This is a genomic window from uncultured Cedecea sp. (assembly GCF_947498825.1).
GTDB lineage: Bacteria > Pseudomonadota > Gammaproteobacteria > Enterobacterales > Enterobacteriaceae > JGM124.
The window spans coordinates 401942-421669 of record NZ_CANMLV010000001.1 but is presented as its reverse complement, the minus strand read 5'-3'; the positions used below and the strand labels follow the sequence as shown (position 1 = coordinate 421669).

The 19728-nt window shown below is 44.7% G+C and carries 16 protein-coding genes; 11 read left to right on the top strand and 5 right to left on the bottom strand.

Annotation, left to right across the window (positions count from 1 at the left end; translation table 11 throughout):
* The first annotated feature begins 20 nt into the window (after positions 1-20).
* The 5 genes from mngB to manA all read left to right on the top strand — a co-directional run bounded on the left by mngB (position 21) and on the right by manA (position 8160).
* Positions 21-2654 (top strand): mannosylglycerate hydrolase, encoded by a 2634-nt coding sequence (mngB, locus tag Q1A40_RS02100; protein ID WP_299997155.1) that lies wholly within the window; start codon positions 21-23, stop codon positions 2652-2654.
* Positions 2655-2664: 10 nt separating this feature from the next.
* A complete protein-coding gene (locus Q1A40_RS02095) occupies positions 2665-4578 on the top strand; it encodes a PTS sugar transporter subunit IIA (protein ID WP_299997152.1) in 1914 nt (637 codons plus the stop codon).
* Between the two features lie 98 nt (positions 4579-4676).
* Positions 4677-5849 carry a carbohydrate porin gene (locus tag Q1A40_RS02090; protein WP_299997871.1) on the top strand — a complete coding sequence of 391 codons (1173 nt, stop codon included), beginning with the start codon at positions 4677-4679 and terminating at the stop codon, positions 5847-5849.
* A gap of 209 nt (positions 5850-6058) precedes the next feature.
* Positions 6059-6973: an ROK family protein gene (locus tag Q1A40_RS02085; RefSeq protein ID WP_299997148.1), complete on the top strand. Its 915-nt coding sequence runs from the start codon at positions 6059-6061 to the stop codon at positions 6971-6973.
* Positions 6974-6978: 5 nt separating this feature from the next.
* Positions 6979-8160, top strand: a complete 1182-nt coding sequence (gene manA, locus Q1A40_RS02080; RefSeq protein WP_299997145.1) for a mannose-6-phosphate isomerase — start codon at positions 6979-6981, stop codon at positions 8158-8160.
* Positions 8161-8233: 73 nt separating this feature from the next.
* Here manA and Q1A40_RS02075 read toward each other — a convergent pair whose 3' ends face one another.
* Positions 8234-9013: an OmpG family monomeric porin gene (locus Q1A40_RS02075; protein ID WP_299997869.1), complete on the bottom strand. Its 780-nt coding sequence runs from the start codon at positions 9011-9013 to the stop codon at positions 8234-8236.
* Positions 9014-9280: 267 nt separating this feature from the next.
* A complete protein-coding gene (locus Q1A40_RS02070; protein WP_299997142.1) occupies positions 9281-10699 on the bottom strand; it encodes a PTS transporter subunit EIIC in 1419 nt (472 codons plus the stop codon).
* Positions 10700-10954: 255 nt separating this feature from the next.
* Between Q1A40_RS02070 and Q1A40_RS02065 the strand changes: the two genes are divergently transcribed.
* Positions 10955-12154: an enolase C-terminal domain-like protein gene (locus Q1A40_RS02065; protein WP_299997139.1), complete on the top strand. Its 1200-nt coding sequence runs from the start codon at positions 10955-10957 to the stop codon at positions 12152-12154.
* Between the two features lie 18 nt (positions 12155-12172).
* Here the strand turns inward: Q1A40_RS02065 and Q1A40_RS02060 are convergent, their stop codons facing one another.
* Both Q1A40_RS02060 and Q1A40_RS02055 read right to left on the bottom strand, forming a co-directional pair.
* Positions 12173-12886, bottom strand: coding sequence for a GntR family transcriptional regulator (locus Q1A40_RS02060; protein ID WP_299997136.1), 714 nt, complete (start codon positions 12884-12886; stop codon positions 12173-12175).
* A gap of 210 nt (positions 12887-13096) precedes the next feature.
* A complete protein-coding gene (locus Q1A40_RS02055) occupies positions 13097-14053 on the bottom strand; it encodes a LacI family DNA-binding transcriptional regulator (protein ID WP_299997133.1) in 957 nt (318 codons plus the stop codon).
* A 294-nt stretch (positions 14054-14347) separates the two neighbouring features.
* Between Q1A40_RS02055 and Q1A40_RS02050 the strand changes: the two genes are divergently transcribed.
* From Q1A40_RS02050 to Q1A40_RS02030, 5 genes are all read left to right on the top strand, one after another.
* Positions 14348-14662 (top strand): PTS sugar transporter subunit IIB, encoded by a 315-nt coding sequence (locus Q1A40_RS02050; RefSeq protein WP_299997130.1) that lies wholly within the window; start codon positions 14348-14350, stop codon positions 14660-14662.
* Positions 14663-14674: 12 nt separating this feature from the next.
* Positions 14675-16006: a PTS transporter subunit EIIC gene (locus Q1A40_RS02045; protein ID WP_299997127.1), complete on the top strand. Its 1332-nt coding sequence runs from the start codon at positions 14675-14677 to the stop codon at positions 16004-16006.
* Positions 16007-16024: 18 nt separating this feature from the next.
* Positions 16025-17407 (top strand): glycoside hydrolase family 1 protein, encoded by a 1383-nt coding sequence (locus Q1A40_RS02040; protein WP_299997124.1) that lies wholly within the window; start codon positions 16025-16027, stop codon positions 17405-17407.
* 14 nt (positions 17408-17421) lie between these two features.
* Positions 17422-17724: a PTS lactose/cellobiose transporter subunit IIA gene (locus Q1A40_RS02035; protein ID WP_299997121.1), complete on the top strand. Its 303-nt coding sequence runs from the start codon at positions 17422-17424 to the stop codon at positions 17722-17724.
* Positions 17725-17906: 182 nt separating this feature from the next.
* The gene (locus Q1A40_RS02030; protein ID WP_299997118.1) at positions 17907-19310 is read left to right on the top strand and encodes a carbohydrate porin; all 1404 of its coding nucleotides are present in this window, start codon (positions 17907-17909) and stop codon (positions 19308-19310) included.
* A gap of 31 nt (positions 19311-19341) precedes the next feature.
* Here the strand turns inward: Q1A40_RS02030 and Q1A40_RS02025 are convergent, their stop codons facing one another.
* Positions 19342-19728: a CrcB family protein gene (locus Q1A40_RS02025; protein ID WP_299997115.1), complete on the bottom strand. Its 387-nt coding sequence runs from the start codon at positions 19726-19728 to the stop codon at positions 19342-19344.

Sequence of the window (19728 nt, the reverse complement as noted above, 5' to 3'; positions counted from 1 at the left end):
TGCGCGAAGGGAGAAATTGTATGAAAAATAAAATTGTCCATATTTACAGTCATACTCACTGGGATCAGGAGTGGTATTTCACGACGTCACGCTCACGTATCTATCTTTTTAATCATATTAAAAATGTTATTCGGATACTTGAAAGTAATAATGATTTTCCCTGTTATCTGCTGGATGCGCAAAGTGCTTTAATTGAAAGTTACCTGCAATGGGCCCCTGAAGATAAAGAAGTTTTATATCAACTTATTGCAGAAAAACGTTTGCTGACGGGGCCCTGGTATACACAAACCGACCAGTTAGTTATTCATCAGGAATCGGTAGTACGTAATCTGTGGTACGGAATTAAAGTTGCCACTGATGCAGGGCATAATATGGCCCTGGGTTATGTTCCTGACTGTTTTGGTCAGGGCGGAAATATGCCACAGATTTATAAACAATTTGGTATTAACCATGCGCTATTCTGGCGTGGTATTGCCGATAATACCTTACGGGAAACTGAATTTATCTGGCAGGGCGATAATGGCGATCAGGTATTTGCGGTGCAAATGCCTTGGGGTTATCACTATGGTGGTCCGCTGGATGAAACCCCGGAAACAATGGCAAATTTTTTGAATGAGAAAATGTCGCCAATTGAAGCCCGCAGCAATCGTACTCATCTGCTTTACCCACATGGATTTGACCAGGCGCCGGTGCGTGAAAACCTGCCAGCACTGGTAGAGCAGTTCAACGCCTGCGACAGCGAGCGTCATTATCAAATCAGCAGCCCAATGGCGTTTATTGAAGCCCTGGAAAAAGAGACGGGTGGCGACGTGCGAGTGCTTCAAGGTGAATTAACCGAGGGTAAACACTCCCGTGTTCATAAAACCATTTTCTCTTGCCGGGCTGACCTGAAGCTGCTTAACAATGAGATTGAAGCCTTATTGGTGAACACCCTTGAACCGGTTCTGGCAATCAGTCGCAGTCTTGGACATGAATATCCGTCAAAAATTGTCGCAGATATCTGGAAACTGATGTTCTACAACGCTGCCCACGACAGTATTGGCGGCTGTAATAGCGATGATACTAACCAGGATGTATTCTTCCGTTATAAGCAGGCGCGTGATCTGGCGGTCAATCTGCTGGAGTTACATACCCGGCTGATTGCGATTCGTACTCCGCGCGAGCACGATTATACCTTCACGGTATTTAACCCCCTGACCAGTCAGACTGCGCCACAAATTACCTTTGAGGCTTGGTTACCGGGGCTGCCGTTCACTCTGAGAGATGCAGCGGGTAATGCACTGCCCTATATCATTGAAGAACAGACGGACTTGACCAGTTATGTACTGAACCAGACTATTCGTCTTAATCCGGGTAAGCCATACCATAAACCTGAGAAGGTCTGTCGTACGAAGATTACGGTGAACAGTGGGCTGCTACCCGCTCTGGGATATACCCGCTGGTCTCTTGATTTTACTGGTGATGGTGCCAGCCAGTCGGTACGGGACAGCGCCCGGATGATTGAGAACGCGTTCTACCGTATTGAACTGGAAGATAACGGATTAGTTTCAATTACTCAGAAAGCAACAGGCAAGCGCTATTCGCGCCAGATGTTATTAGTGGAAAATGGGGATGACGGCGACTCCTATAACTATTCACCACCGCGCAGAGACTGGGTTATTACCTCTGAAAATTGCCTGACAACCGCCAGTTGTGAGCGTAATGACCTGAATCACTCTTTGTTGCTCGGGTACGAGTTGAAGGTGCCGGGTAACTTGGAAGAGAGAGCACAAGGTATTGCCAGCTCAACTATGAAGGTGACGGCGCGTATCACTCTGCAGCAAGACGATATGATTCGCTTTGCTATTGATGTGGATAACCAGGTACTGAGCCACCGTTTGTGCGTCCATTTTGCAACCGATATCATGGCGAACGTTTCTTACGCCGATCAGCTGTTTGGTGTGGTTGCCCGCCCGGTACAGTTAAGTAATGCCTTGCAGGTATGGGAAGCAGAAAACTGGCACGAAAAACCGATTTCTATCGAGCCGATGCAAAGCTTCGTTAACCTGCATGATGATGAGCACGGTTTTACCTTCCATACTAATGGTGTCCGGGAATATGAAATTATCGGCGATAATTTTGATACCATCGCCATCACCCTGTTCCGCTCGTTTGGCTTTATGGGTAAAGAGAATTTGCTCTATCGTCCGGGGCGTGCATCGGGTGAGTCAGTTATCGCAACACCGGATGCTCAGTTGCTGGGGCCGCTGTCTTTCAACTTTGCCTGGCGCATTTATCAGGGATCTTTTGATGAGGGACAACATGCCCGAGTTTCTAAAACGTTTCTGACCTCCTTCCCGGTTTATCAGGATAGTGACTTCCTCAATGGTCGTCTGCGTTTCTGCCTGAGTGATGAAGACCGGACTTATCCGCAGGAATATAGCTTACTAACGCTTCCGACCGGATCTCAGGATGCACTGGTCAGTGTTGTCAAATGTGCTGAACAGGGAGAAGGGCTGATTGTCCGATTCTATAATCCAAGCCTTGACACCCAAGTGGCGATACCGACACTGAGCAAAGCCCGCTATGTGTTACTGGATGAGACAACACCGGTTCAAGTAAGAGCGACGCTTAAACCGAATGATGTACAGACGTTATACGTAGAAATCGAGTAAAGAGAAAAACATGAGACTGTTTATTAATAAGCGAGTCAGAGATATTTTCGTCCAGATTGCCCAGGGTAGCGTGACACAGGCCGCCCTGGCAAAAGAGATGGATGTCTCTACGCGAACTATCCGCAGCGATTTAAAAGCGTTAAACGATATCCTTGCTGAATCAGGAAACAGTCTCATTTATTGCCGTAAAAAAGGATTTTCGATTCAGGTTGATAACCCGAGTGGGCATCAAATGCTGCTTGAAAAGTCACAAAGTCCCTGGAAAGAGAACCGTTCGACGAGCGAACGTCGCCGTACATTACTGGCGCTATTACTGCGCCAGGATACGGGGATCTCTTTGGAGGAGCTGGAATCAACTTGGTTTATCAGTATCTATAGCCTGAGAAATGATATCCAACTGCTGAAACGTCACTTCTCCCTTTATGATTTGAGTATCAGCAGTGAAGGTGCCGATACCTTCAGGTTATCCGGCAGTGAAATTGCATTACGTCGCTGTGCTTATGATCATTTATTACGCGCCAAAGAGTCAGAAGAGGATTATCAGGAAATCTTTGATTCTACGGTCAGAGTGTCTGACATCAAGCAGATCCTGAGCCATTATGTGGTAAAGCATGGACTGGTGATGAGCGACGTCAATTTACGCTTTTTCACTCTGATATGCGGGATCACCTGCGAGCGTATTCGTCGTGGAAACTGGTTACTGGATTATGAGTTCGATGCTTGTGAACCTAATCTGAAACGTATTGCAGGAGATATATTGCCATTACTGCTGGGGGACAGGGTAACCCACGTTCCACAGAGTGAAATTGACTATATGTCGATGAATCTGACTGCTTTTTGCTCAACGGTATTTGAGAATGCGCCGGAGCAAGGTCTGTATGAAATCGAACGTACTATCATGAATCACTTCCTGAGTTATGTCAGTTCATCGTGGTTTTGTAATGTCAGTTACGATGATCTGTCGCGTAAAAATCTGCTTAACCATATAAAGGCAATGCGTATTCGGGTAAATAATGGCATCACTATTATTAATCCATTAATTGAACAAATTAAACGCCATTATCCGCTAATGTATGAAATGACCCTGACCGCTTTCAGTGAACTGGACCCTTTCTTTAGCGGCAAAATCAGCGATGATGAGATTGGTTATCTGGTCATGCACATCGGTGCCATTCTGGAAGAGACACATCTGTTGGACACGGATAATACCATCCGTGCACTGGTGGTCAGCGAGCAGGGGGGCGCTGCAACGCGCATTGTCTGCCAGAAAATTATCAGGATGTATCCTCACATTGATATTGATCGCTGTATTTCGGTGGAGCAATACAAAGCGATGTCATGTATTGATGAAAACATCGTGATCAGTCTGGTCAGTGTCATTGAAGAGAAGAACAAACGGGTTATTTATTTACCTCCGTTGCCTGAAAGATGGCAGCTGGAAAATATGAAATACTTTTTAACACCGGATAATACACCGCCGACGTCGATGGTAAACTATTTTTCAGCAGAACATTTTTTTGTTTTTGATAATGGTGAACATAGTAAAGAATCATTAATTAATTTTCTCTGTTCACAATTAGAGTCGAAAGGGCGCGTGGATAATCACTATTTAGGTTCTGTTCTGGAACGCGAAGAACGCGCCTCAACATTACTGGCCGATAAAATTGCTATTCCACATCCGTTAGGGTTGGTTGCGTTAAGTACTATGGTAACCGTAGCCATATTCCCGGAAGGTATTGAATGGGATACGGGGAAAAATGTCAAAATGGTCTTTATGCTGGCGATCAGTGAAGATGCATTTATCGATAGCATGGTTATTTATGATTACCTGACCAATATTCTTGATGATGATGTTATCGAGAATTTAACCCAGTGTACTAACTTCGCTGAGTTTATTGCGTTATCGCAGAAGTATTTTCTCTAAAGATAAGTGTTGTAATTTTATTTAATCTGAGGCGCATCATTGCGATGCGCTTATATCTCTGCTGTTGGTCTATCTAAAAAATAATAAAGGAATTAATGATGAAATATAAACTCTCACTCTGTAGTCTACTTATCCTCTCTGCTCCTGCTATTTCCGGAATAACATTTGATACTCCACAAGGCAGTCTTAAATTATATGGCGATGTTGAATTTAATGTCGATGCAGCAAGTAGAACAGGACAGTTAACTTCGCTAAAAACCAGTTCGGGTAAAGACTGGAAGCCAGGAAATGCAGAACGCTGGGACGTGAATGGCCGTATTTTAATGGGGCTGGATGGTTACCGAAAATCGACGAATAATCAGTTTGCTGGTTTCACCGTTCAGCCGCTGGCTGACTTGTCCGGCACCATGAAACTCGATGATGCAGCTTTCTTTTTTGGTCAGGAGCAAGACTGGAAGGTAAAACTCGGACGCTATGAAGCCTTTGATATGTTCCCGCTGAACCAGGACACTTATATTGAGTACTCTGGGAATACCGCCAATGATTTATATGAAGATGGCTACGGCTATATTTATATGATGAAAGAAGGTCGTGGCCGTAGTTCGGGTGGCGCGTTATTACTGAGTCAAACTACCGGTCCACTCTATCTTGAACTAAACGCTTCATCACGTAATGGCACCACGTTATTCCAGGATGAAAATTATCATGGCAATGCGTTAGAAAATAAGAAAAATGTCATTTACCTGCGTCCGGTTGTTGCTTTGATGCTGGATAATGTCACCGCTGCGATCGCCATGGAAAGTAACGTTGTCAATAATGCCTATGGTTATATTGACAGTAATGGTAAATTTGTTAACCAGTCGAAACGTAATGGTTACGGCGCTACGTTTAGCTGGAACGGACAAAAAACGAATCCTGAAGACGGTATGATTGTTAATTTAAGTACCGCTTATATGGATGCGACGGGTGAGAAAGACTTCAGCGCCGGAATTAACGCACTCTGGCATGATTTCGAATTGGGTTATATTTATGCTAAAAATGACGTTAAAGAATTCAATGTTAATAACGTTGATGCTAGTAACGTCAGTGACTTCTTGTTAGGTAAGTATGACATTAACACTGTTCATACTTCTTATCGTATTCGTGATGTTATGGATATGAATAATTTCGATGTGTATTTAGGTGCTTACTGGTCTCGTATTAATGCAAATGAAACTCACGATGATAAAGATCGTTACGGTATGCGTGTAAGATTTAAATACAACTTCTAATATTACCCGTGGTGTTGAGTCTGTTTACTGCATTATTAATCATGCAGGGCTATTGTTTCGCCTTTATTCTGTATGTCAGTGATACTTCAGGCTGCCTGGATATTGCGTGCGAGAGGCGCACTGATAAGCAGCCCGAATTATTTTGGATATAAAATATAATAAACAGACTCTTTTTTGTCCGGGCAGGTTTTTAGTTATCAGGAGATGATATGTTTTATCTGGGGCTGGATATTGGTGGCACAAAAATGGCTGCCGTGGTTATTGATGATGCGGGCGTTGAACTTGGTCGTTATCGTAAAGAAACAGAAAAAGAGACCTATCATTCATTTCTTGATGGACTCGAGACATTTATTACGGTTATCAAGAAAGAGATTAACGCGCCTTTTGCTATTGGCATCGCGTTGCCAGGAAGCATTTCTCCCGTCAATGGCAAGATTAAAAATTCCAATATTCTGGTACTGAATGGACAGGATCTGAAATCAGATTTAGAAGCCCGCCTTGGACTGTCGGTTATTATCGCTAATGATGCCAATTGTTTTGCTCTGTCAGAAGCCTGTGATGGTGCAGGGCTGGGGCATGAGGTGGTTTTCGGTATCACGCTAGGCACCGGTTGTGGTGGTGGTATTGCGATTCATCAACAGCTTTTTTCTGGTGCCTGGGGTAATGCCGCAGAATGCGGTCATATCACGTTGCCGGGTTTCAGTCCTGAGCGAGACGGGCCGGATGTGACTTGCTACTGTGGCAGAAATAACTGCAGTGAGTCTTTTGTCTCTGGCACCGGACTGGCAGAGCGATATTTCCGCTTATCGGGTCTGATGCACAGTGCGCCTGAAGTCATTGCTCTGGCTAAAGCGGGGGATGTTATGGCGCGGAAGCAAATTGCACGTTTTCGAGATCAACTGGCGAGGCTGCTGGCAACTATCGTCAATACCATAGATCCACATATTATTGTTATCGGAGGTGGCTTGTCCAATGAGCCGGTACTGATTGAGAATATTGACCTGGAAATCGCCCCTTTAGTTTTCACAGATACCTTTTCGACGCCGGTCGTTAACGCACAGCATGGTGACAGCAGTGGTATGCGTGGTGCCGCGTGGCTTGCCCTCAGAGCTCAGGCGAAATAACGATCATGCGCAAATTGACTAATAAAGTACAACACTACGCCTGGGGCAGCAAAACCGCATTAACCACGTTATACGGTATACCCAATCCTGAAAATCAGCCAATGGCAGAATTATGGATGGGGGCTCATCCCAGTGGTAGTTCGATGACTGAAGACTTTCGGGGATACAGTCTGTCTCTGCAGGAGCTGATCGCCGAGGATAGCTTAGGATTACTGGGTGAAGCTGTGGCTAGCCGTTTTGGCGAATTGCCGTTTTTATTTAAAGTATTGTGTGCCGGACAACCGCTTTCGATTCAGGTTCATCCTGATCTTCAGGCAGCACAAGCAGGATTTGCCAGGGAAAATATTGCCGGTATTCCGCGTAATGCAGCGACCAGAAACTATAAAGATGCTAACCATAAGCCTGAATTAGTCTATGCCCTCACTCCCTTTGTGGCACTGAACGGTTTTCGTAGCCTGGCTGAGATTGCGAATTTACTTCGGCCACTTGCTGATGCTCATCCTGCTATTGCTGATTTTTTGACCCAGCCGCAACTGGATACACTGCGTTTGCTATTCACCGAACTATTGGCGATGCAAGGGGATGAAAAAATTCATGCTCTGACGCGGCTTAACCAGCAGATCAAGAAGTGCCAAGGGGAACCTTGGGACACGCTACGCACTATAGCGACTTACTACCCGAATGACGGCGGACTGTTTTCACCGTTACTCCTGAACCTGATCAAGTTGATACCTGGTGAAGCGATGTTTCTGTTTGCGCAAACGCCCCATGCATATCTGGAAGGCGTTGGGCTGGAGATCATGGCAAACTCGGACAACGTATTACGTGCCGGATTAACAGAGAAATATATTGATATTAATGAATTAGTCGCGAACGTAGCCTTTAAGGAAAAGCTCGCCCCGCAGTGGTTGACGACCCCGGTGAGTGACGGTCAGGCTCTGCATTTTCCGGTTCCGGTTGATGATTTTGCTTTCTCTGTTTACACCCTTGAGACGGCGGGTACAGTTCTGCCTGCCGGGAGTCCTGCTATTTTGTTCTGCATTTCAGGGGAGGTGAGTTTGAGTAATGGCGAGCATAAGTTACAGCTTATGGCAGGGGAGTCGGCGTTTATTGATGCCCGTGAACCGGCGGTGACTATCAGCGGTAAGGGAAAACTCGCGAGAGCCTATGCTGATGGGACGAGCTAGTTAATATTATCAGTAAAGCGGAGCATGATACCCGGAGAAATCTTTCCGGGTATATTGACGCATTATTGTTGGGCTACCAGGTATGACGAATACCTACAGCGTAAAGACGGAAATCCTGCGTGTTATCATGTCCATGAGTGAGCTGTACTTGCTGGCTGTTTTTTGAGTGTTTCCATTGCGTCTGCTCCCAGGCCAGGTTGGTCCAGAGCGTAGTTTTAGGCGTCAAATTATAGTTTACAATCAGCCCTAAACGCAGACCGCCAGTATCAGCGCGGTTAGTTGTTTGTCCGGTCACTGTGTTGTAGCTCTTTTCATTAAGGTAATAGCGGAAATAAGGCTGAATATTCCACTGCTCATTAATTGTGGTAGGGAAATAGCCGCGGATCTGGTTCTGCTCCCAGGTGGTGTCGCCGTGACTGTTCCAGGTTTGATCGCGGTAGTACATCAGTTTTGCCTGGACTTGGTTGTTAAATTTATACTGGAAACCATGTTCACTTTCCCACTCCCAGTCATTGATACCTGGGCCTGAGAACGCATTATCGTAGTAGTAAACGGCATCCCAGAATACAAAAGAGAATTGCTCGGTAAAGTTATAGTTACCGCCAGGGATCAACCAATATGAATGGTACGAATTTTTAGCAGGCATACCGCTTTTAACATCATGAGATTCTTTATGGTAAACGAAACTCAGATTCAGGTTAGCATCCTGTGTTTTGTATAAAATTCGGTTAGCCTGCAGTAATAAACGATTCCGGTTATAGGAAGTTTTTTCTGAGTGAAAATGGGTCGTGTAGTTACGCATGGAGACTTTATACTCCATAAAGTAACTCCATTTTGAGTCTGTGGGTTGAATGGCAACCTGTACGACGGGGCTTATTTTATCAAAAACTTTTTACTTGGATAATCTAAGTCATGAAAGCACAGGCTATCATCAATTTTTATATGCCCGTTACTATACCTGTCGCTGACATTAAACGTTAGCGATGGCGATATTTCAGGGCAGTTTTAGTAGTTCTGATTTAAATTTATATTTTGCTGATGTACTCTGTTCTAAATTACGTTAAAAAATAAGCCCTACCTTTTTATACAGAGTAGGGCTTATTTACGACGTTAATACGGATTATTTATTATCGACCCTGACAAACATAACGGTCAGTATAAATGCCAGAGCAAAGACCCCACAGACACCCAAAATGGCTTGAATAAAGTTCTGCGTACCACCTGCTAAGTAGGCGGGTAAACTGAATACAGAGGATAAAATATAACTGGTTAAGTGAGTATCAAGCGTTACGGAGATGGCACCGAATACTCCGGCTGCGATGCTTGCCATGACTAAGGCTTTAGTATATTTAGTCAGAACACCAAATAATGCCGGTTCAGTAATACCCAAAACAGCAGTCACTCCAGAACCCAGCGTGATGGAAGATTGTTCTTTTGTTGAAAGCTTACGTTGCTTATACCATACGGCAACCGTGGCCCCGGCAATAGCCATATTGGCTAAACACATAATCGGCATTAGCAGGTCTTTGCCATAGAGCGCGAAGTTATTCAGGCTGATAGGCGTCATGCTGTGGTGAATACCAAAGACGATGGTAATCGGGCGGGTCAGACCAAAGACAAATCCTGTCAGTGTCGGGGAGATATCAAGCAGGGAGCTAACGACCCAGCCTGCGCCATTACTGAACCAGATACCTGCCGGTGCAACAAAGGACAGCACAACCGTAGAGGTGACGGTAAATGCCAGTAGCGGTGTGAATACCGGTTTCGCGGTTGAGGGAACAAATTTATCCACAAAAGGTGTGATTTTGGATAATACCCAGACAGCTAAAATAGCCGGAACAATAGCCCCGCCATAATTGAGTAGCTCAACAGGAACAAAACCAAATACTGAAAGCTCTGGCACTTGGCCATCGGCTTTAAGCTGAGTGGCTTTCTCCAGCAATTTGGGAGCCATCATCGCCGCGGCAACCGCCAGAGCAATATATTCGTTAACTTTGAAGACTTTTGCCGCCGAAAAGGCAACCAGCATCGGTAAGAAGAAAAATACCGCTACGGAAATAGACCGGAAAAAGAACACGGTATCTGAGCTTTCAGAGATAACATTGGTGGCTATCAGGCCAGATAGCAGCCCCATTAACATACCTGAACCGGCAATTGCCGGTACTACCGGGCCAAAAATACCGGCGACGATACGCATGGCATTCTGAAAGAGCTGGCCCTTTTTTTGAACGCTCTTCGGGTCAACTTTTTCGCCAGTTGCAGCGTGGCTACCGGACAGGGCATTGAACCATTTCTCCACCTCAACACCGATAATCACCTGGGTCTGACCTTGGGCTATCACCACCCCCTTGACGCCATCAATAGCTTCAAGTTTCGCCTTGTTGGTCAGCGATTCATCAATCAGTTTGAATCTCAGTCGAGTCATACAGTGAGTGATATTTTCAATATTTTGATCGCCACCTAATGCGGCGATAAGTGTGGCTAGTTTTGCGTTAAACGCATCGACTTTTGCTGAATCGGTCTCTGACAATGCCATCATAGTGTCCTGGTGCTGTTCTGTTTATTCCGCTCATATTATCCATTGCCAGTAATTATCCAATCGACAAAATGGTGATGAATGTCACATTAATCCGCGTGAAATAGGGAATTTAGATTATTTTTCACGATTGGTACGTTTTTATGACGCAATTCTGAAGAGGAACGAACCAGTTAATTTTAAGTGAGATCTAGCGCTTGAAATATGCATTGTTTCGCTGTTTCATGCATATATTCAGTAAGCTTGAGGTGGTTAAAAGTGAACCCAAACAGGATTTCAAACATTCAGTGCATCATTACCCGACCCGATCGCCATAACTTGATTACCGTTGTGGTGGAGACTGAATCTGGTATTACAGGATTCGGCTGTGCAACCTTTCAGCAGCGTCCTTTAGCGGTAAAAACAATGGTTGATGAATATATAAAACCATTACTGATCGGTAAAGATGCCAATAATATTGAAGACCTCTGGCAAATGATGATGGTGAACGCTTACTGGCGCAACGGTCCGGTTATCAATAATGCCGTTTCCGGAGTCGATATGGCGCTTTGGGATATTAAAGCTAAATTAGCGAATATGCCTTTACATCAACTGTGGGGGGGGAAAGCACGGGATGCTATTCAGGTTTACACTCATGCAACCAGCGATTCGATGGAAGGTTTATATCAGCAGGTCGACAAATATCTGGCACAGGGTTACAAGCATATCCGCTGTCAGCTCGGCTTTTATGGCGGCGTTCCGGTAGATATTCATACCGCAGAAACGCCGACGGAAGGCTCTTACTTCGACCAGGACCAGTATATGGACAATACACTGGAGATGTTTAAGCAGTTACGTGAAAGATACGGAAAATCATTTCATATCCTGCATGATGTCCATGAAAGGTTATTCCCGAATCAGGCAGTACAGTTTGCTAAACGAGTTGAACAGTACAGTCCCTATTTTATCGAAGATATCCTCCCGCCTAACCAAACGGAATGGCTGGATAATATTCGCAGCCAGTCCAGTGTTTCACTCGCGTTAGGAGAGTTATTTAATAATCCTGAAGAGTGGAAGGCGTTGATTATTAATCGCAGAGTCGATTTTATTCGTTGCCATGTCTCGCAGCTTGGTGGCATTACACCGGCTCTGAAATTAGCGCATTTATGCGCCACCTTTGGCGTCCGCGTGGCCTGGCATTGTCCGCCAGATATGACCCCGATTGGCGCAGCGGTCAATACCCACCTTAATGTTCATTTGCATAATGCCGCTATTCAGGAGCACGTTACCTATCAGCCAAATACCTTGCGGGTATTTAAAAATGCAGCTGAACCGAAAAATGGTTACTTATATGCTTCAGAACTAAGGGGAATTGGTGTCGAAATGGATGTGGGCATCGCCGGGGAATATCCGGTTGAGTATCGTCCACATGAATGGACACAATCCCGACTACCTGATGGTACGATTCATACTCCATAAGAAACACAGGGCCGCAATTCAGCGGCCTGTTTCACCACGATAGTTAAGGCTTTCTGAGTTAAATTGAGTGTGGTAAGTACATTGATAATTGATATCAATGATATCACTGACCACAAATACCTCTCCGGTTTTCAAAAAACCTCTGTTGGTTATATTCATCGCGGCAATTGACCGTTTGCAGTCGAGCAGTATGGCATCGTCCTTTGATAAGTTAATCGCTCTGTAGGTGGTCAAATAACTGTCAATTTCTAATCCCAGCGACAATACATGTTTTTGCAGGGAGTTTTCGATTACGTCATTCGAAATATGTGAAAATATACTGACAGGCAAAATAGTATCCTCTATTTGTGTCACAATGCCGTGAACTAAACGTAGGCGTTTTATATGCCAGAGATAATCATTTTCGCCGATAGAGAAGACTTGCATTTCATGTGGCGTAGGCAGTCGTTTATTCAGCTTGATTTTTTTGTATGATATTTCACCAAATTTATTTTCGGTGATTGAGTTATAAATAAGTGGTTTACCAATAATCGCCGTATTAACGAAATAGCCGGAACCCACTTTAGATTTTATCACACCAATAGCTTCTAATTTTGCCAGCGCTTTACGTACGGTAAATCGCGAAGTCTCATATTTTTCAGAAATCTCTCTTTCTGATAACAGTTTTACCCTAATAACCCCCTGGCAAATTTTACTGATAATATCTTGAACCAATTCTTCATATTTTTTCATGATAAATCTGCCTGTTTTCGCCTGGGAAATCATATTAATCTGAACCTCTATATTTTACGCTATAGTGGTTGATAATAGATAATGGTTTTGTGATGCAGCATACGTTAGCATGCTGTTTAACGGCAGAAAACCTGATATCTCAGAGGGGAATTGTTGAACTGAGAGCCGGGGAAAGTGGCGCAGAATGTTCTGCGCCAAGTTGCTCAATATTTATTTTCTGCCTGGCATATCAGGGATAATCAAATCTCCACGCAGGACATAAGAACCCAGTACACTTTTGGTTTTCTGATTAAGCCACGTCACTATTTTTGCTGCCATCGCGTCCATTGAATATTCAATCGCCGGGATAGTCGGGATCCCCGGATAATGCAGTGACCCGGCAAGACTAAAGACCATAATGTCATCCGGTACTGATTTATTAAACGCCTGTAATTGGGGGATAACGTTCTGGGCTTCTTGTTCATCTGCGACTAATAAAGCATTAAAATTACGCGTTGCGTTGTTATTCAGCAACTCCTGTAATGCGACGGATGAAGAAGAAGAGTCCATGAATATCAGGTCTCGATTAAAAGGCAGAAAGTTGTTTTCCAGCGCGCGTTTATAGCCCAGTAATACATCGTCGACATAACCATTTGTGGCGGTATTAATCAAAGCTATTTTTCTTTTTCCATTTTTAATCAAATAATTACATGCTGTTTCTGCTGCGAAAGCATGATCAAAATGGATACTGTTGGTGGCATCGACATCCATACAGTCGACCAGGATAACGCTGTCATCAGTCAAATTGAGCGGGAAACGCGCCCCGATAATGAGCACATCATCACAGAGCCCACAGGACAGTTCATCCAGGGCTTGCATCACTTCTGTTTTGTTGCTGGCAAAGCGTAATAACAGATGTTTTTGATGCTGACTGAGATGTTTTTCAAGTGCGTACAGGTAGCCGGTAGTCTGGTTGATATTTTCCTGCGCGCAGATAACGCCAATACAACCCGTTGACTGACTTAACAAGGACTGCGCGATGACATTTGGCCGGTAATTGAGTTCTTCTACGGCTTTAAGCACAGCCAGGCGACTGGCTTCTTTAACACCACGTGAACCGCTCAACACCCGTGAGACTGTGGCTTTTGAAACCCCAGCCAGACGTGATACATCGTTGATTGTAGACATAATTCTCTCCTGGCAGGCTGTAGCCCTGGTTTGTCATTCCGCAAAATGGCTCGGGCCCGCTAATAGTAACCCCTTGAGTATAGTCGTTTCCATTTATCATGGAAACCGAATTTCCGTAACTGTCCAAAATAGATATCCGGGGCTTAAAGTTGCGACACTCATCAAAGAAATAATTCCCATACAGAATGGACTTTGATGGCGGTCACAGTTCCATTCACTACGAATGGAAAACGGTTTCCGTATGATGTCATATTTGTTTCCGTAATATTATTTACCTTTTAAGGATGGATGTAGATGTACAAAATTATGTTGTGTTGTTCCGCAGGCATGTCCACCAGCATGCTGGTCAGAAAGATGCGGACAGTGGCGGAAGAAAGGGCAATTCCGGTTGAGATTGAGGCTTTTGGTGTCTCTGAGTTTGATAGCCAGTTCCCGCACTATCAAGTGGTTCTGCTCGGACCGCAGGTGAAATATATGTTAGGTATGCTTTCAGAAAAGGCGGCAGCCCACGGCATTCCGGTTCAAGCCATTGATATGATGGATTATGGAATGCAGCGCGGCGATAACGTGCTGGATTATGCTCTGTCGCTTATTAAAGCGACTCACTAAAAAGGTATTCACATGAGTTCTCTCTATCATTCGATGGTTGCTTCTATTGAGCAGACTATTACTCCGCTTGCGGGGCGTCTGGGACAGCAAAAATACGTTATTGCTATCCGCGATGGTTTTACTGCTGCTCTCCCTTTTATGATAATCGGCTCGTTTATGCTGGTTTTTATCTTCCCGCCCTTTGCTGCTGATACAACGTGGGGATTTGCACGCGCCTGGCTGGATTTTTCTGCGACCTACCGCGAACAGCTAATGCTGCCTTTTAACCTCAGTATGGGGGTGATGACCTTTTTTATCTCTGTAGGGGTGGGAGCCAGTCTCGGGAAGCAGTTTAATCTCGATCCGGTGATGTCAGGTTTGCTGGCTTTTATGGCATTTTTACTGGTTGCCGCTCCTTTTGCTGACGGCAAAATATCTACCCAGTATTTGTCTGGCCAGGGGATCTTTACTGCCTTAATTACCGCTATTTATTCCACCCGCGTTTATGCCGCACTGAAACAACATAAGATCACTATTCGGTTACCGAAAGAGGTGCCTACCGGAGTTGCTCGGTCGTTTGAAATCCTCATTCCCGTGCTGGTGATTATGGCGACGCTGCATCCCCTTAATCTGTTTATTGAATCGCAAAGCGGTATGATCATTCCTGAAGCGATTATGCATTTACTGCAACCGCTGGTTTCTGCATCGGATTCCTTGCCTGCAATACTGCTTTCTGTGTTGTTATGCCAGATTTTCTGGTTCTCCGGTATTCACGGCTCGCTGATTGTCACCGGCATTATGAGTCCATTCTGGATGACCAATCTGGCTGCAAACCAGGCTGCACTGGCGGCGGGAGCAAGCTTACCGCATGTTTATTTACAAGGTTTCTGGGATCACTATTTATTAATTGGTGGCGTCGGTTCCACACTGCCGCTGGCGTTCTTACTATTACGTAGTCGCGTGGCGCATTTACGCAGTATTGGTAAATTGGGCGTTGTACCGAGCTTCTTTAATATCAATGAACCCATTTTGTTTGGTGCGCCAATCATTATGAACCCGATTATGTTTATCCCCTTCATTTGCGTGCCGTTAATCAATGCCATTCTGGCTTACACCGCTACGCAATTAGGCTGGCTGGCACAAGTAGTTTCTCTGACGCCATGGACCACACCTGCGCCGATTGGTGCTTCCTGGGCCGCTAACTGGGCCTTTAGCCCTGTCGTGATGTGTTTGATCTGTATGGTGGTTTCCGCACTGATTTATCTGCCATTCCTGCGGGCTTATGAACATTCACTGTTAAAAACGACCGGGAGCCAAACTAACGATGCTCCAACGGTTTCAGACGCCATTCGCACCAATCCATAACGATAAGAGATTTTGTTAATGAAATATCAATTTCCAGATGATTTCTGGTGGGGCAGTGCGAGTTCTGCGCTGCAAACCGAAGGCGCCAGCCGGGAAGGCGGCAAAAGTGCGACCACCTGGGATGCCTGGTACGCCAGCCAACCCTTGCGTTTTCATCAACGGATTGGTCCGGATGAGACGTCAACGTTTTATCACAACTGGCAGCAAGATATTGCTTTGCTGAAGCAACTTAACCATAACAGTTTCCGTACTTCATTGAGCTGGTCAAGATTGATTCCGAACGGTATTGGCGAAGTGAATCCCGAAGCGGTGACTTTTTACAATAACGTCATTGATGAATTGCTGGCTCAGGATATTACCCCCTTTATTACGCTGTTCCATTTCGATATGCCGATGGCGATGCAGGAAATTGGCGGTTGGGAAAATCGTGCAGTGATTGAGGCCTGGAAACACTACGCAGAAGTGTGTTTCGAACTGTTTGGTGACAGGGTAAAGCATTGGTTCACTTTTAACGAACCTATCGTCCCGGTCGAAGGGGGCTATCTGTATGATTTTCATTATCCGAATGTCGTGGATTTCCGGCGTGCAGCGACGGTTGCTTATCATACGGTTCTGGCACATGCAACGGCGGTTAAAGCTTATCGGGCCGGTCAATATGATGGGGAAATAGGGGTCGTACTTAATCTGACGCCTTCATATCCCAGGTCACAGAATCCTGCGGATGTTAAAGCGGCAGAGTATGCGGACTTATTGTTTAATCGCAGTTTCCTTGACCCCGTATTACGTGGTGAGTATCCACGGCAGTTGATTGATTTATTACGTGATTATGACCAGCTACCCACATGTCAGAAAGGGGACAAAGCGCTAATTGCGGAAGGAAAGATAGATCTTCTGGGGATCAATTACTATCAGCCTCGACGGGTTAAATGTCGCGATAGCGCTGTTAATCCGATAACACCGTTTATGCCGGAGTGGCTATTTGACAGCTATGAAATGCCCGGACGTAAAATGAATCCCTATCGTGGCTGGGAAATATATGAGCCCGGTATTTACGATATTCTGACTAATTTACGTCTTAATTATGATAACCCGCGTTGTTTTATTTCCGAAAATGGCATGGGAGTGGAAAATGAAGAACGATTTTTACAGGATGGACAAATAAACGACCAATACCGGATAAACTTTGTTTCTGAACATCTGAAATGGTTACATAAAGGAATAAGTGAAGGTGCAAATTGTCTTGGTTATCATATGTGGACATTTATTGATAACTGGTCATGGTGTAATGGTTATAAAAATCGCTATGGTTTTATTCAGTTAGACTTAACCAGCCAGAAACGGACAATTAAAAAAAGCGGACTATGGTTTTCCAGTACCGCGATTAACAATGGTTTTGATTAATTCAGGAATAAATAATGATAGATTTAGAACAGGCAGTGATGGAAATTATCATTAATGCCGGGCAATCGCGAAGCCTGTGTTTTGAAGCGCTTCAGGCTGCTCGTCGCGGTGATATTACCGAGGCAAAGGGCTTGCTCCTTGAAGCGGATACCTATTCCCGCAAGGCTCATCATATGCAAACCAAGCTTATTGAGCAGGATGCGGGTGAGGCGAGACAGCCGATGACGCTTATTATGGTGCATGCTCAAGATCATTTAATGACATCTTTATTAGCACGAGAGTTATCAGAAGAAATTATTCATCTCTATCAACGTTAATATTACTAATATAAACAATCTATTATTATCCACTGTCAATGGAGAGATAATTACGGCTAAATAAAATCTTATCACCCTGCATTATATATATTATAAAAACTTTGGTCGCGGCGTAATTATTCTGCCCGGGCCGAACTAAATAACTATTGTCAAAAATAATGTTTTATTCAATTGAGGTTGCGATGAAAATATTTAAACAGCTTCCATTAACGATGGCGGTTATCGCTGCGTTATGCCCTATATCTGTATTTGCCCAGGGAACGACACAAGTTACTATTAGTTCTGAAGAGTTAAATAAAATTGTTGCCCAGGCGGTAGAAAAAGCGCTGGCTGAACGACAAGAAAAACTTGATGCGACATTAGTGCAAAATAAAAATATCGATGTTGTTGATACCTCTTCTGTCCTGCCGCCAACACCCGATACGGCCATTCCCTATGGCTTACAATTTAATGCTTATGCGCGATACGGGGCACAAATCCAAACTGGTGATATGAAATATGTCGGTGTCGATGGTTCATATAATGGTTCTTCCGCTATCGGACGTCTGGGTAATGAGGGGAATGGCGGAGAATTCCAGCTTTCGAAAGCTTTTAAAGGGAATAACGGCGCAATATGGGATGTGGTGGTGATGCTTGACCACTGGGGAGATGAAGTTAACCTGAAAAAAGCCTATGCCGGTGTGACCAATCTGTTTGAATCCCAGCCTGATGCCTATTTATGGGCGGGACGTGATTTTCACCAGCGACCACAGCAGGGGATTAACGACTATTTTTGGATGACGCATGACGGACAAGGTGCCGGGGTAAAAAATCTTGATCTGGGAGGTGTTAAGCTAGACTTTGCCGGAGTGGGCTCCGTTGAGTCTTGTAGCCCGGAAGTGATTGCTGATGAATCTAATCCGTCGCGCATTACCTGTACCGGTAGTTCAGGAACCGGTGATAACGGTCACTATGCGGTAACCTCAAAATTACATGGAATAAAGCTGGGCCCTATCGATTTTGAGCTTTATACCAACTATGGCTTTGATTCTAAAGCTATTGAAAGTAACGATAGGCTCACCGCCTGGCAAACCGCTGTGGTTCTGGGTCATACCGGAGAGAACATTGAAAATAAATGGGTTACCCGCTATTCGGATAAGTCAGATAACAGCATCTATTATAAAACCAGCGATCTGCGCACCGTTTATACCAGCCTGGAGGGAACCTATAAATTTACGCCACAAACCTCAGTCACTTACCTGGCAGCATTCCACGACTATGATCGCAGTAATCATAAAGATGAGAGCCGTCGTAACTATAATCTGATAGTGCGTCCAATGCATTTCTGGAATGATGTCTACTCAACCTGGCTTGAAGCGGGTTATCAGCACGTGGATTATAAAACCGGTGGAGATAACAAGGGCTGGAAACTGACCCTTTCTCAGAACGTTTCTATCGATATGGGCTCAGATTTCAGGCCAATGCTACGCTTCTATGTCACCGGTGGCGAAGTGGATAATAAACACACCGCTTCCACGACCAATGACACAGAAAATACCCGCCTTGACGCCTTTAATATCGGGGCGATGTGGGAAGCCTGGTTCTAGTTTTACCATCACCGGGTAGCTGCTCTGGCAGTTACTCGGTGCCAGGCTTTACGCGATTTCCCAGATACAGTCCCGCGATAACAGCCAGAAAACCGGCAACTATGCTAATGATTAAATAACTCACGCCGATTATCAGCAATTCAGGTGCTGTCATAACTTCAAAAGCACCATAAACAAAACTGCTAAAAGTGGATAGCCCACCCATAATTCCTGTTGCTGCCAGCGCATTGACATACTGGTTAATACGTTTACGCTGGAATAGTGCGGCGGTTATCCCCAACAGAAATGAGGCAATAATATTTGCCGAAAAAATGTCCAGAGGAAAACCATCACTGAGCGAAGGAACGCCCAGCATCAATAATTCACGACAAATTGCACCCAGTGCACCGCCGACAAAAATCAGAATGACCATATTCAT

Bases quoted from the DNA above. Each gene is read 5' to 3' on its own strand.
- Q1A40_RS02090 (WP_299997871.1), top strand. From the start codon at position 4,677: ATGAAATATAAACTCTCACTCTGTAGTCTACTTATCCTCTCTGCTCCT.
- Q1A40_RS02030 (WP_299997118.1), top strand. From the start codon at position 17,907: ATGAAAATATTTAAACAGCTTCCATTAACGATGGCGGTTATCGCTGCG.
- Q1A40_RS02040 (WP_299997124.1), top strand. From the start codon at position 16,025: ATGAAATATCAATTTCCAGATGATTTCTGGTGGGGCAGTGCGAGTTCT.
- Q1A40_RS02055 (WP_299997133.1), bottom strand. From the start codon at position 14,053: ATGTCTACAATCAACGATGTATCACGTCTGGCTGGGGTTTCAAAAGCC.
- Q1A40_RS02060 (WP_299997136.1), bottom strand. From the start codon at position 12,886: ATGAAAAAATATGAAGAATTGGTTCAAGATATTATCAGTAAAATTTGC.
- mngB (WP_299997155.1), top strand. From the start codon at position 21: ATGAAAAATAAAATTGTCCATATTTACAGTCATACTCACTGGGATCAG.
- Q1A40_RS02025 (WP_299997115.1), bottom strand. From the start codon at position 19,728: ATGAATATGGTCATTCTGATTTTTGTCGGCGGTGCACTGGGTGCAATT.
- Q1A40_RS02045 (WP_299997127.1), top strand. From the start codon at position 14,675: ATGAGTTCTCTCTATCATTCGATGGTTGCTTCTATTGAGCAGACTATT.
- Q1A40_RS02070 (WP_299997142.1), bottom strand. From the start codon at position 10,699: ATGATGGCATTGTCAGAGACCGATTCAGCAAAAGTCGATGCGTTTAAC.
- manA (WP_299997145.1), top strand. From the start codon at position 6,979: ATGCGCAAATTGACTAATAAAGTACAACACTACGCCTGGGGCAGCAAA.
- Q1A40_RS02035 (WP_299997121.1), top strand. From the start codon at position 17,422: ATGATAGATTTAGAACAGGCAGTGATGGAAATTATCATTAATGCCGGG.
- Q1A40_RS02050 (WP_299997130.1), top strand. From the start codon at position 14,348: ATGTACAAAATTATGTTGTGTTGTTCCGCAGGCATGTCCACCAGCATG.
- Q1A40_RS02095 (WP_299997152.1), top strand. From the start codon at position 2,665: ATGAGACTGTTTATTAATAAGCGAGTCAGAGATATTTTCGTCCAGATT.
- Q1A40_RS02085 (WP_299997148.1), top strand. From the start codon at position 6,059: ATGTTTTATCTGGGGCTGGATATTGGTGGCACAAAAATGGCTGCCGTG.